This window comes from Pedobacter sp. B4419, assembly GCF_059693725.1.
In genome coordinates this window covers 104,159-118,356 of record NZ_JCASSL010000001.1, presented here as the reverse complement: position 1 = coordinate 118,356, position 14,198 = coordinate 104,159, and the positions used below count along the sequence as shown (strand labels likewise).

The following is a 14,198-nucleotide window of genomic DNA, read 5'->3' as shown; positions in this document are numbered from 1 at the left end:
GATGATTACAAAAAAGGCTATAAAATCAGTTGCTAAACCTAAAATTAACGTTATTACCTTAGGTTGTTCTAAAAATACTTACGATTCTGAGGTATTGATGGGACAATTACGTGGCAATAACCTTGCTGTTGAACACGAATCCAATCGCTTAGGCAAAGACGATATTGTGGTAATCAACACTTGTGGTTTTATTGATAATGCCAAACAAGAATCAATTGATACCATTTTACAGTACAGTCAGCTGAAAGACGAAGGAAAAGTTGGGAAAGTAATTGTAACCGGCTGTTTATCTGAGCGCTACAAACCCGAACTCGAATCGGAAATTACCAATGTAGATGCCTATTTTGGCACAAACGACCTGCAAAATATCCTCCACAGTTTAGGAGCAAACTATAAACATGAGCTGATTGGCGAGCGTTTGCTGACTACCCCTTCGCATTTTGCCTATTTTAAAATTGCCGAAGGCTGTAACCGTCCCTGCTCTTTTTGCGCCATCCCGTTAATGAGAGGCAAACATGTTTCTAGAGACATGAACGAGCTGGTAAACGAAGCCAAAATATTGGCAGCGAATGGTACCAAGGAACTGATTTTAATTGCCCAAGACCTTACCTATTACGGCTTGGATATTTATGGCAAACGCAACCTCGACGAATTATTACGTCGCCTATCTGATGTAAAAGGCATTGAGTGGATTAGGTTGCAGTACGCCTACCCTTCTGGTTTTCCAATGGAGATCTTGGATGCCATGAACGAGCGCGAGAACATTTGCAAATATTTGGATATGCCTTTGCAGCACATTACAGATAACATGCTGAAATCGATGCGCAGAGGAATTACCAAACAAAAAACCATTGATATTGTAAACGAAATCAGGGCTAAAGTTCCAAATATTGCTATGCGTACCACTTTAATTTGTGGCTATCCCGGCGAAACCGAAAGAGACTTTGAAGAAATGTACAGCTGGGTAGAAGAAACCCGTTTCGATCGTTTGGGTTGTTTCACTTATTCCCACGAAGAAAAAACACATGCCCATAACCTGGTTGACGATGTACCTGACGAAGTAAAGCAGGAACGCGTAGACGCCATTATGGAGTTGCAACAAGGTATTTCTTTTGATATTAACCAAACCAAAGTAGGCCAAACCTATAAAGTACTGATTGATAGAAAAGAAGGCGATTTCTTTATCGGCCGCACAGAGTTCGACTCACCAGAAGTAGATAACGAGGTGCTGATTGATGCCAATTCTGGCTATGCTGCCGTGGGAAGTTTTGTACAAGTGAAAGTAGACCGTGCCGAAGATTTCGACCTGTATGGACAAATTGTAAAATAAACATGTCTGCCATAATTTTGACAACATTAATTTGCAACTTGGCGGAATATTGTCAAAGTTTAAACCATAATGAAGGCTAAATACATCTCTTACCAAGATACCCACTCGTTTTCTAAATTAGTATTAGATTATGTAGACGACGAGGAATTTCTGCGTAGCTTCTACACTTTCAGACCCGATATTAAAGGGCTAAAGCAAGCTGTAGATGCCCGTAACTTTAAGGGAAGCAGAGCTGTACTGGTTGATGTACTGAACCAACAATACGAAAACATCAAGACCAATAAAGCGGTTAATCAAAATATTGCTTTGCTGGCTAAAGACAACACTTTTACGGTAACTACAGGGCACCAGCTCAATTTATTTACCGGTCCGCTCTATTTCATCTACAAAATAGTAACCACCATTAATTTAGCCATCGAGTTAAAAATGGCCTATCCCGAAAAGAACTTTGTTCCGGTGTATTGGATGGCTACCGAAGATCATGATTTTGAAGAAATCAACCATGTAAGTGTAGATGAAAAAAACATCAGCTGGATTCAGCAGACCAATGGTGCTACTGGCAGGTTGAGTACCAAAACTGTTGCCGCCGCCGTAATGGCTTATAAAGGCTATTTGGGCATCAGCAAAAACGGAAAAAAATTGGCCAAACTGGTAGAAAATGCTTATCTCAACAATGATAATTTAGCAGATGCTACCCGCGTATTGGTCAACAGCCTATTTGAACAGTATGGCTTGGTGATCATCAATGCGGATGATGCCCAGCTCAAAAAAGAATTTGCACCGATTATTGAGCAGGATATCCTTGAACAGCACAGCGCAAAACTGACTGAACAAACCAGCGAGGAGCTGACATCAAAAGGCTACAAAACCCAGGTGAACGGTCGTGAAATTAATTTCTTTTACCTCATTGATCACCTTCGAGAGAGGATCATTGAGAAAGACGGACTGTTTACAGTAAACCATACCGACATCAGCTTTACCAAAGAAACCCTGATCCAGGAAATCCAAAACCATCCAGAAAGGTTTAGTCCGAATGTGATTATGCGTCCGCTTTACCAAGAAGTGATTTTACCCAACATTGCATACATTGGCGGTGGCGCCGAAGTTTCTTATTGGATGCAGCTCAAAGCTAATTTTGATTATTACCAAATAGATTTCCCTGTGCTCTTGTTGCGTAATTCGGCTTTGCTGATCGACGAGCGTAGTGCGGATAACCTGAATAAATTAGGCTTTTCTTTTGAAGATGCTTTTTTAGCTACCGAGGCCTTGCAAAAAAGATGGATCAGCGAAAATAGCCAGTCTAATTTAAGCCTAGCCGATGAAACAAGGGCGATACAGGCGGTGTTCGACCAGATCAAGCTTCATGCCTTCAAAATCGACAAAACGCTGGAAAGCTCTGCAGATTCGGCAAAGACAAAAACCAATCACCTACTGGCTAACCTGGAGAAAAAGTTGTTTAGGGCTGAGAAACGCAAACACGATGTCTCTTTAAACCAAATCGAGAACGTAAAAAACAGGTTGTTTCCTAACGGCACCTTGCAAGAACGCGTCCTCAACCTGGCACCAATGTATGTGAATTATGGCGATGATTTTATTTCGTCGCTTATTGAAAACTTCCAGCCATTGGGCGGAGATTTTACTTTATTGCTTCCATCCTAGCACCGCGTCATCCTGAGCTTGATTCAGGATCTCATACGATAATAAAAACAGATGTCGGATCAGGTCCGGCATGACGAAGATATACGATATGAACTTTATCACATTTACCGAAGAAACACTTAGAAACTTTACCTATAGCGTTTTCGAACGCATGGGTTGTAGCGAGGAACATGCCAACCTAGCAACCGATGTATTGATTCGCTCTGATTTGCGTGGAATCGATTCGCATGGCGTTGCCCGTTTAAGCGGCTATGTTCGCCTTTGGGAGAAACAGCGGATCAACCCTACTCCAAACATCAAAGTTGTCCACGAAACGCCTACTACAGCTACAGTTGATGGAGATGGTGGCTTAGGCCTAGTAGTTGCACCTTTTGCGATGGAAATTGCCATTCAAAAGGCCAAACAATATGGAAGCGGCTGGGTGGCGGTAAAAAACTCAAACCATTTCGGCATTGCCGGTTACCATGCATTGCTAGCCGTTGAGCAGGACATGATTGGGATCAGCATGACGAATGCCAGTCCTTTAGTAGCCCCTACCTATGCCAACGAACGTTTACTGGGCACTAACCCAATGTGTTATGCTTTTCCGGCAGGACAACACCCGCCTGTAGTGGTTGATATGGCTACCGCAGCTGCCGCCAACGGCAAACTAGAAATTGCACAACGGGCAAATACTTCAATCCCAGATGGCTGGGTTCAAGATGCGAATGGCCAAAGTTCCATTAATCCGAACGAATTGAAAAATGGTGGCTCCTTATTGCCTTTAGGGAGCGACAAAGACCATGGCAGCCATAAAGGCTATGGACTTGGTGCCACCGTAGATATTTTATCGGCCGTACTTTCTGGTGCCAATTATGGTCCTTGGGTGCCTCCGTTTGTAGCTTTTCTGGAGCCTCCTACCGATCCGGTTGGCGAAGGTATTGGTCACTTTTTAGGTGCTATGCGTGTTGATGGCTTTAGGCCAGTTGCCGATTTTAAAAACCATTTGGATAATTGGATCGAACGTTTCAAAAGCGCAACAACAGTTGATCCCAACAAAAAAGTGGTGATTCCTGGAGAGCCTGAACATGCATTTGAACAGGAAAGAAAAACGGCTGGTATTCCGCTAATTGATGTGGTGGTAAACGATTTGAACGAATTGGCTGCCAAATTAGGCATAGCCAAATTGAATTAAATAGAAAGGGCAGCCTTTTGGGCTACCCATTTCTTGACCAACTTATAAACTACATCCCATAACAGCTTGGGTTTGCAGAGTTTCTTTAATTGCTTAGTTTACTTTTACGCCAATGTATCTCCAAGGTGAGTAGTAAAACGGACTTGTACCCGTGTAAACTTGGCTTTCTACATTATACAAAGTGAAAGAAGAAGAGCCGATGTTGCTCACCGTTACTGTATAAGCTTGGCCAACTGGCAGCGGTGTGCTGATTTGCCAAGGCCCCGAAGAGGTAAAATTACCTGTCCAGCTTCCTGCTGTTCCCGAAACCGTAACTGAGGCTCCACCCGAAGGCACTCCATAGGGAAAGCCTACATAAATACCCGTCCTCAGGCTATTGTAATAATCCCATTGGTAAGAAAAACGACTTTTTGTTGTTGCATTTGCAATTGAACTGATCATTGCAAACAGTAAGATGGCTGTGGCCACAGCCATCTTAAACTGTAATTTGCTTGGTGTTTTCATAGTTTAATTTTTTTATGGTTTCTTATTGAATTTTTACAGATGACATTTTATCATTGGCAGTTGGCGATAAAGCCCCAAACCAACTATTATTAGCAGTTAAATTCCACGAAGTGCCCGAAAAATTATCATTGGCATACATGGTTACTGTCCAGCCCGGAGGTATTTTTACAGAAGAAGCCCAATCATTCGGTACGCCTTTTGCCTGCAATTGAGCCAATGTATAATTGCCTTTGGGCAGCAATTGGGAAGCTGTGCCTCCATAGTTCGAATCCTGAAAAAACTGCACACCTGTTGTAGGTGGAGTTGTATCCGAACCCTTTTTGCCAATTAGGTTAATTGACAACATCACACTAGCTGTTGTGCCCGCGTTTTGAGTTATCATCATGGTAAGCGTATGGCTACCCTTAGTTAGCGTACCTGGTATACTACTGGTGTGGGGCGGAACGGTATCGCTTTGACAATAATTTCTTGTAGGGTAGTTCCAAAGGCCTGATTGTATACTCCCATTCGCTACAGAAGGATTTCTATCTTGATAACGACCTTCAGGCTGACAGATCATTCTAGTGCTATAACTATCTATCTGTACCCCATCTATTGATACGACATTTTGCGTATACTGTCCTTCGCTTCCCGTATAAATAGTTCTAATTTGTGCATTGGTCAAATCATTGGGCACATTAAAAGTTCTAGTTATTGTGGTCGATTTAGGCATAGTAGATATGGTAAAAGGATATATAGACTGTACATGATTTTTTGAAAAAGTAGCTACATCTGTGCTGCCCGAGCTTGCTAAAAAAGCATCAACCTTATAAGTAAAAGATTGATTAGATGGCTGGCCTTGGTTATGGGCTATCCATACGGTAGAATCCGGGTCTTTCAGTGCGGATGCAAATGCACTTATATCAAATGCATAGGTAACTGCGGTATTTGAAGGTATGGTCTTAAGCACTCCGCTTGTCCAATCGGTAGCCAGATACGGAAGAATGTACCTTACCATCTCTACACGTTTGGCATTATAAGCAGTGGTTAAGCCTACATCGTCTTTTGCAGTAGGCACAGCAGTATTATTGGCCGTTTTAAAATAGTAAAAATAGCCAAATGGCTCTGTATCGGCAGTGCCGGGATAGATGTTAAGCTTTAACGTAAGTGTAGCACCAATGCTTTGTTTTTGCGCATCTGTCAACTTGGTTGCATATACCAGGTTATCATAAACAGTTGAAAGAAGAGTAGCGGTATTTGCATTGGTATAGGATATCCCATTAGTAGGATAAAAACGTACGGTATCTGCCAAATGTATTTCCCCTGTGCCAGTATGTGGCGGGGGAAGAACCTCGGTTTTCTTTATGGATAAACTTACTGGGGGTTCCTGTACAACAACATCCCGTTTGCACGAAGATAAATAGCCTAGCAAAGTAAAGGCCGTTAACAGCCCATACAATTTAAAATTTGTTTTTTTCATGGTAGTTTTGATTATAGGTGAATGAATTAACTGATCATACTTCGTTATAAACTGCTTGACAAAAGCCCTATACTACATCTTATCACTATTTATTTAACAAATAACTGCCTAAAAGCACCAATTGCATTACTACAACTGGCGCCTTTAATGGCTTCTCTTTATGGCATCCAATATACTTTTTTGAGTACTTGGGCGCTTTCATTGACACCACCTGTTGCCGCTTGCCAGTTTGCCTGGTTGTTTACCTGCTCATCATTAGGGTAAGGCAACCTGTTGTATACCGCAGGTGTATAACTTGCATCTTTTGGTGTTAATCCGGTACGCCTAACCGTATTCCAGGCTTCTACAGAATTGAACAGATCGGCCAGCCACGATTGGGTAATGATCTTTTTGTAGTTTCCGGCAATGTCACCAGTAGTAAATTTCACTGCAGGGTTTGCGACAAAAGCATCTATTTGCGCTTGGGTAATAGGCCCTGGTTTGGCCGCAGCCGGCCAAATAGTAGTGGTATTGTTATTTACCGTTGTGTACCAGAAATTTACAGAGGCTTTTATGCCCGCATTGTATGCGGCCTCGGCCAAGGCCTGATCGGCAGCCACCCCAATGCCTTGATTATAAATCTCGGCCTTTAAAAACTGTACATCTGCTTCAGAAATAACTACATAAGGGAAGCTCTCGTAATCGCGAACCAGGTAATAATTAAACGAGGCAAATTTATTGCTAGGATCGGTACCTGGCGCCATTGGTGCATTGCTTGATGTATTTGGATAGGGTGTTCCTCCATCCTGCACAGAGCCGTTTTGAGGCTGTGGCACCCATTTACCTGCATTATTTGGCATAAACCAAACCTTATACCTCGGATCGAAAAATCCTGAGCCATCGTCGGCATTAGTAGACGACATTTGAGCGAAAACATTTGAGCTCATCCTGATCCTCGAAACAGAAAGCTCTCGGAACGAATACCATAAACGGTCAAAATAATCAGGATTATTAGGGACTACGATCAAGGGGTAATTGCCAAAATTGCTTTTGCTCAAGCTGGCCAAATCTTGGTTATTTGGCAATGGGTAGGTTGAGGGATCGCCCAAAATTTCGGCGATAATACCCTTGGCCTTGCTTTGCAGATTGGTCTTGCTCAAACGAACAGCATATCGTAGCCTTAATCCGTTGCCGAATTTTTTCCAGGCTACAAAATCATTCGCCAAAAACGATTCATAAGTGCCAATAGAAACCTGGTTAGCACCACCAATACCTACCACCGCTGCTTTCAAATCGTCTAAAACACTGCTGTAAATGGCTTCTTCCTTATCGTATCTAGGCTTGTAGTTTGCAACGCCTTCCGCAGCAATTCCTGCCTGACTATAAGGAATATCGCCATAGCGATCGAGCATAGACATGGTCTTGTAACTCATCAAAATAGTAGCCATGTACTTCACGTCGTTATAAACTTCAGGGTTTGAAGATTCCCTGACCAGTTTTAGCAGTTGCTTATAATCTGCCAAATCCTGATAGTAATTACGCCAAAAACCGGTAATATAATTCAGGTAAGGCAGGTTTACGTTTTGAACGCCCTGCTGATTGGTAATCGGCATAAATAAGCCGGTAAACAAAGTATAATCGTCTTCTGTTGCACGTTTGGCCAAGTTGTTAAAAAATCCGGCCGGCGTTGCCGTAGAAACTGTTGCGTCTTTATAAGGCTTGTTTAATTCTTCAAACCCTTTTTTGCACGATACCACACTAACCATTAATGTAAGGCCAAGTATCGAGGAAATTAATTTATGTTGAATTTTCATGTTTTGATACTTTAAAGGTGATTAGAATGAAGATCTTATAGAGAAACCAAATGACCTGGTTTTTGGCAATGAATCATATTCAATGCCCTGCATGTTACCAATACTATTTACCCCTTCTGGATTGAGGCCTTTAGGTATGGTGGTAAAAATATAGAACAGATCTCTTCCAACCAGTGAAAGCGACATGCTTTGGATAAATTTGGTTTTTTGGATCAGCTTAGTTGGCACCTGATAGGTTAAAGCAACTTCTCTCATCTTCATCCACGAGTTTTTAAATACCGAAGCTGACCGGGGCACGCCAACGTGGTTCCATGCCGAGTAAGTACCTTGGTAATACCACAAATAATTTACTACATCATTATTTTGGCTAACATTGGTAATATTGCCCTGCGCATCGCGGGTAACAAAAACACCTCCAAAATTAACTCCGGTATTGGCTCTTGTTCCATCTGGATATACCAAAGGCAACCCCCCGCCATTACGCTCTTTCAGGGTTTCTTTGAGATTCCCGCTGCCCATGCCTGCGGCATAAGAGCCAAAAAAGGTGTCGCCACCAATTTTTGCATCGGCCAGTACATATAACGAAAATGCCTTATACCTGAAGGTATTGGTAATACCGCCTGTTAAAAACGGCTGCGAGTTGCCAATAGCCACTTCATTGTCTGTTAAAACCCATTGGGTACCTGCATAATAGGTTTTTCCATCAACGGTATATTGCATAGGCAAACCATCTGTTCCCTCTGCGCGTTTCACTACTTTTTGGCCGTTTACATAGGTAAAATCTTTGCCATAAAGCGTACCATAATAATCGCCTACCTGTACTTTTTGACTAATTCCGTTACCGCTAAAAAAGGTACCTAGGGTTAGGGTATTTACTCCATCTTGCAAGGCCAAGACCTTGGTACGTGCATGCGAACCGCTTACAGATACATCCCAGCTAAAATCTTTCGTTTTTACTGGCGAACCGCTCACAATAAATTCGAAACCCGTATTGCCTAATGAGCCTGTATTGATTTTTACGTTGCCAAAACCAGACGATAAGGCCAATGGGTTATCCAGAATCTGATTAAAGGTTTTCATAGAGTAGGCTGTCAAATCTACATTCAGCCTGTTATTGAAGAAACCTAAGGTTAGCCCTCCTTCATAAGACCTGCTTTTTTGAGGCTTTACACCTTCAAACTTCAAGGTTGATGGCAGACTTTGCGCCTGTTGGCCATTGTTTGTGGTTACATCTAAAAGGTTGAATATGGTATAAGGATCGGTATCTGATCCCGTTTCGGCATAAGAGAACTTAAGCTTACCAAAACTTAGCCAAGGCATATCTTTTTGCAGACCTTTAAAAGCATCGGTAAACACAAAACTCAAATTAGCTGCAGGATAAAAATAGGAGTTAGAACCGTTAGCCAAAGTACTCGACCAGTCGTTACGGCCAGTAGCCTCTAAAAACAGGTAATCTTTATAAGAAAGGTTCAAAAAGCCAAAGGCAGAATTGATCTTTTTGGCATACCTGGTTTCCTCTGGCTGCGGTACAGGTTTTGAACCATTATTTAAGGCAAATACAAATGGCTTTACCAAATCGCCATCAGTACGGTTACTCGCGATATAATCGTTTCGGTAATAGCTTTCTACACCTGCCGTGAAGCTTCCGTTAATCTCTTTTCCGAAAAGATTGTCTTTGTGCAAACGGGCAAATACCTGCAGGTTCGAAGTAAGGTTTTTGGCCTGTGCCAACTTATAGGCGCCTTCTTTCTGTCCCAATACATCTGTCGGGTAGATTTTGGTGGTCGTTACATCATTAGAATTGTCTACACCGCCTTGTGCTGTAATGTTTAAGAAATCGGTTAGATCGGCTATCAATTTCATACCCCCCATTAAGCCATTTCTGTTAAACACGGTATTGTTGTTATTGATGTTCCAGTATTGATTAGCCAGGTAGCTGCCGCTATAAGGATAGGCGGGCGAACCTGCCGGAAAATTACTCTGGGTTAATGCATCCCTTCTCGAATTGTTAGGGCCATAGGTATTCGCAAAATCAACATAAGGATCATAATCTCTAGGCATCGAATAAATTACACCGCCCAAATAGCCAGAGCCTACAGCAGGGGCATTTAAACGGGTAAAATTAACATAGCTACCGGTTACCTCGGCACTTAGCTTCTTAGAAATCTTAAGCGTAGACCCCAAGTTGAAGGTATTCGATTGGATGTTGCTGTTTAAAATATTGGCATCGGTATAGTTTCTGGTGTATGACAAACGTCCAGTGGCATTTTCGCCACCGCCAGAAATAGCTACATTATGGGTCTGGATAGAACCATTAGGAAAAAAAGCCTTCCAGTTATTGGGCTGGGCCGAATAAGGCCTTAATACACCATCGTAATTTAAAATAGGCTGATTATCGAATCTTGGGCCCCATGACTGGCTACCTGGATAACTGAAATAGGCATCGGTCAATTTACCATTTGGATAAGGAACTGTACCGAATGAATTGCTTTTATAATCGCCAGGCGAGTTGTAATTATTTCCGATCTGGTAACGTTGGCCTGCTCCATTTACCGGGAACATTTTATTGTTATCAGCGGTTAACATCGCTGCCACTGCACCTTGTCCGTATTCATTTTGAAAATCCTGTATTTCGTATGGGTTGGTATAGCGATAAGAATAGTTGTAATCGATGCCCAAACCTGGCTTGCTGCTTCCTTTTTTGCGGGTGATTAAAATTACACCATTGCCTCCCCTGGCCCCATAAAGTGCCGCGGCAGCTGGTCCCTTCAATACGGTTATGCTTTCAATATCATCCTGATTGATAAAGTTCATGCCCGTGCCCCAGTCGTTGTTAGTTGAAACGTCGGTACCTGTACCACCTGCAACAGATGAAGTATTGTTGCCATTAACGTTGGCGGGATCGTTGTTGATAGCTACCCCATCTACAATAATCAGCGCCCTATTATCACCAGTTAGCGAGGTATTTCCACGCACCACAATCCTCGATGAGCCGCCTTCTACCCCACCGCCTGATTGCGATATCTGCAAACCCGCCACTTTACCCATCAAGCCTTGCGCAATGGTAGGTGCCTGTGCAATGGTTAAGTCTTTGCCGGCCACTTCTTGGGTGGAATACCCCAGCGCCCTCTTTTCTCGTTTTACGCCGAGCGCTGTGACTACTACCTCGCTTAAATCGTTGGTAGACGGCTCCATAACGACCGTTAGATTGCTCGAAGCACCAATCGTTACTTCCTGTGGCTTAAAGCCAATGTACCTGAACACCAGGATATTTCCTTCTGTAACAGAGATGCTAAATTTTCCATCGGCATTAGTACTGGTTGTTTTTTGCGTATTCTTGACCTGAATACTTACGGCTGGCAGAGTCTCGCCACTTGAATCTTTCACCGTTCCCGTAACGGTTTTTTGTGCATAAGCTGTTATGGCCATGCAGCCTAACAGGAGTATGCCTAAACACATTAGATAGATTTTTTTCATAGTTTTAATTGGTTTAGTTGATATGTAGGATAGTGTGTGTTCTTTAAGTCGGGCTGATCGGCATGATAGGGATGGTTATTGTTAAAAAATTAGGTTCTTAGTTAAAAATGCTGTGCTCTATAACCAAACTTGCGGAAGCCATTAATTCGGCATCTTCAATGAGTTTGGAAAGTATAATGGTTGTTTTTTCTGCGATACGCGGAATACAGAATTCGTTGATGGCCTGTTCTATGGCTGGCAATAACATTTTTCCTGCTTTTGCCCCCCTGCCACTCAGCACAATGCTTTCGGGGTTCATGATATGGATCAAAGTAGCCAGGCCCTTGCCAATCTGAAAAGCGGCATCAGATAAAATAGCGATGGCCAAAGGATCACGCTTTACCACGGCATCTAAAAAATGATCGGCTTTGTGTTTTTGCCCATCTTTAAACAGCTCGCGCATGAGCGATTCGGAACCATCGGCCAATGCCTTTTCTGCATTAGCTACCATGACCAGCAAGGAAGTATCTACTTCTAAGCATCCTACCTTGCCACAAGAGCATAAATTTGATGTTTTCGACAAAGGGATATGGCTAAATTCGCCGGCGTAGCCGCTGCTTCCTCTGTAAAGACTGCCATTTACAATCATACCCAAACCAGTTCCCCAACCAATATTCACTACTAGTACATCTTTTTTGTCTCTGGCCACCCCAAAATTGAGCTCCGCCAAAGCAATTAAACTCGAATCGTTGTCTATATGTACCGATAGGTTTAAGCTTGCACTGAGGTAATCGCGCAGATTGGAACCATCGTTTGTTTTAAGGCAGGAATAATTAATGCCTTCTTCGATGTTTACAAAACCTGGCATTCCAATGCCAACACCTAAAATCTGATTTTTCGATAGCCCTTTCGCCTCAATGTTTCGGGCGATGAACTGGCTGATCTTGGCTACGGCATTTGGATCTTGAATATCTAAATCAAGATTTTGCGTCGGCATCACGACTTCGTGGGCCAGGTTATAAATGGCCATCCTCGTCATCAGCTGGTCCATGGCCACCGCGACTACAAATTTTTCCTTTTTGGGATTGAGCAAAAAGGTCTGTGCACGGCGCCCTCCAGTAGAAGGACCCAAACCTTGTTCGATGATATATTGCTCTTTGATTAGCATGTTTACCGTTGACGTAATCAGGGGCAGGCTCTTTTGGGTTCGTTTACTGATTTCGGTTAGGGAAAGTGCTTTTCTATAGTAAAGTTGCTTGATAATGTCGGCCCGAAGCTGTTGCCCTTTAGCTGTTACAGTCATGTTTAATTTAGTTGTAACACTAAACTTACAAATAAAATAATGAACAATGCAAATCTTTTTAAAAAAATTATAAAGATCTATAGAGTTAATAATAAAAAAGAGAAGCCATCCTGATGATCAGGATGGCTTCTCTTTTTAAAAATAGCGTATGTCTTTTAATGGATGTCCTTAAATAGTCTGTTCCAGCGAATTTTGCTGAACCAAGAGCCTTGGCTGTCAAAACTCATCCAAATGAACAAGGCCTTACCCACTACGTGATCTTCGGGCAGGAAGCCCCAAAAACGCGAATCGATAGAATTGTGTCGGTTATCGCCCATCATCCAATAATAATTCATTTTAAAGGTGTAGGAAGTAGCGGGTTTGTCGTTCAGCATCCACACATTGCCTACCTTTTCCAGCTTATTGCCTTCGTAGGTTCTGATGGCGCGGTAATACACCGGCATGGTATTACTGTCCAGTTTAACGGTCCAGCCTTTTTTAGGTACGATTACCGGTCCGAAATTATCAATGTTCCATTTGCGGTTCGGATCGTAGGTAAACAGGTTGTCGTCATCTACACCCGGAGCGGCCACGCTTAAACTTACTGATTTTACAAAATCCAGCTTCTTCACCTTTTCGATCATTTCTGCTGTTGCAAAGCCTTCGTAAGTATTTGGCTCAGCCGTCATTCCTCCTTCAAGCCCTATATCAGTCAGCACATTTAGGTTAACTTCTGCAATGTTGAACTGTATTTTATAAGGCATTTTTCCGGCACTGGCCAAAGGTTCGGCCTTGCCATTTACGGCGACCAAGCCATTGCTCATGCTAATGGTATCGCCTGCAATACCAATGCAACGCTTAATGATGTTTTCGCGTTTATCAACCGGCCTGGTAGTGATGGTATATTGATTGTTTACCTGCTTCCATCCCAGCTGCCTGACCAAGGTATAATAGCTGATGTCTTGATTCTCGAGGGCAACGGTATCGCCAACCGGCAAATTGAAGACTACAATATCGTTTCGTTTTACATTCTGAAAGCCCGGCAACCTTCTATATTTCCACTGTACGCCATCCCAATAGGCTTTGGTTCCCGTCAGGGGCATGGTGTGGTGCGCAAAAGGAAAGGCAATTGGGGTCATCGGAATTCTGGCGCCGTAGTTTACCTTGCTTACAAACAAGAAATCGCCTACCAGCAACGATCTTTCCATCGAGCCCGAAGGAATGGTGTAGGCCTCGATAAAAAACACCCTGATAATGGTGGCCGCTACTACCGCAAAGATGATGGCATCGGTCCATTCGCGGGCCTTGCTTTTTTTCTTCTTAGGCTCAGTGCCCTTATTTTTTTTCCAAAATTTCCAATTCATGTCGTTGTATATTGTCTTGTTTAAAAAACAGGGTTAAATTAAAGTTTTTTCAAGATTTTAGAGCGGAACATTTTTATTTTGTTACATATAAAAAAAAGTGCCATTCAAACGAACGATGCTTTCTAATTTTCTATTCTGTTATTGTTTTTGAATACTCTGACGGAGGGGCATTCTGGT

General features: G+C 42.6%; 9 protein-coding genes. 3 read left to right on the top strand and 6 right to left on the bottom strand.

Going from position 1 to position 14,198, the window contains the following annotated elements; genetic code table 11:
* Position 1: 1 nt before the first annotated feature.
* The 3 genes from rimO (at position 2) to AC570H_RS00425 (ending at position 4,163) form a co-directional block, all read left to right on the top strand.
* A complete protein-coding gene (gene rimO / locus AC570H_RS00435) occupies positions 2-1,330 on the top strand; it encodes a 30S ribosomal protein S12 methylthiotransferase RimO (protein WP_497350576.1) in 1,329 nt (442 codons plus the stop codon).
* Positions 1,331-1,399: 69 nt separating this feature from the next.
* Entirely contained in the window at positions 1,400-2,989 is a 1,590-nt protein-coding gene (gene bshC, locus AC570H_RS00430) for a bacillithiol biosynthesis cysteine-adding enzyme BshC (protein ID WP_497350574.1), read from the top strand.
* An 88-nt stretch (positions 2,990-3,077) separates the two neighbouring features.
* Complete coding sequence (locus tag AC570H_RS00425; protein ID WP_497350572.1) at positions 3,078-4,163, top strand: Ldh family oxidoreductase; 1,086 nt, start codon at positions 3,078-3,080, stop codon at positions 4,161-4,163.
* Between the two features lie 93 nt (positions 4,164-4,256).
* On the opposite strand, the gene AC570H_RS00420 is transcribed toward AC570H_RS00425, so the two are convergent.
* From AC570H_RS00420 to lepB, 6 genes are all read right to left on the bottom strand, one after another.
* Entirely contained in the window at positions 4,257-4,667 is a 411-nt protein-coding gene (locus AC570H_RS00420) for a hypothetical protein (protein WP_497350570.1), read from the bottom strand.
* 22 nt (positions 4,668-4,689) lie between these two features.
* Positions 4,690-6,126 carry a hypothetical protein gene (locus tag AC570H_RS00415; RefSeq protein ID WP_497350568.1) on the bottom strand — a complete coding sequence of 479 codons (1,437 nt, stop codon included), beginning with the start codon at positions 6,124-6,126 and terminating at the stop codon, positions 4,690-4,692.
* A gap of 158 nt (positions 6,127-6,284) precedes the next feature.
* A complete protein-coding gene (locus tag AC570H_RS00410) occupies positions 6,285-7,919 on the bottom strand; it encodes a SusD/RagB family nutrient-binding outer membrane lipoprotein (RefSeq protein ID WP_497350566.1) in 1,635 nt (544 codons plus the stop codon).
* 21 nt (positions 7,920-7,940) lie between these two features.
* Positions 7,941-11,396, bottom strand: coding sequence for a SusC/RagA family TonB-linked outer membrane protein (locus AC570H_RS00405; RefSeq protein WP_497350564.1), 3,456 nt, complete (start codon positions 11,394-11,396; stop codon positions 7,941-7,943).
* A 97-nt stretch (positions 11,397-11,493) separates the two neighbouring features.
* On the bottom strand, positions 11,494-12,678 hold the full coding sequence (locus AC570H_RS00400) for an ROK family protein (RefSeq protein ID WP_497350562.1): 1,185 nt from the start codon (positions 12,676-12,678) through the stop codon (positions 11,494-11,496).
* 155 nt (positions 12,679-12,833) lie between these two features.
* Positions 12,834-14,021, bottom strand: a complete 1,188-nt coding sequence (gene lepB, locus AC570H_RS00395; protein WP_497350560.1) for a signal peptidase I — start codon at positions 14,019-14,021, stop codon at positions 12,834-12,836.
* Between the last annotated feature and the right edge of the window lie 177 nt (positions 14,022-14,198).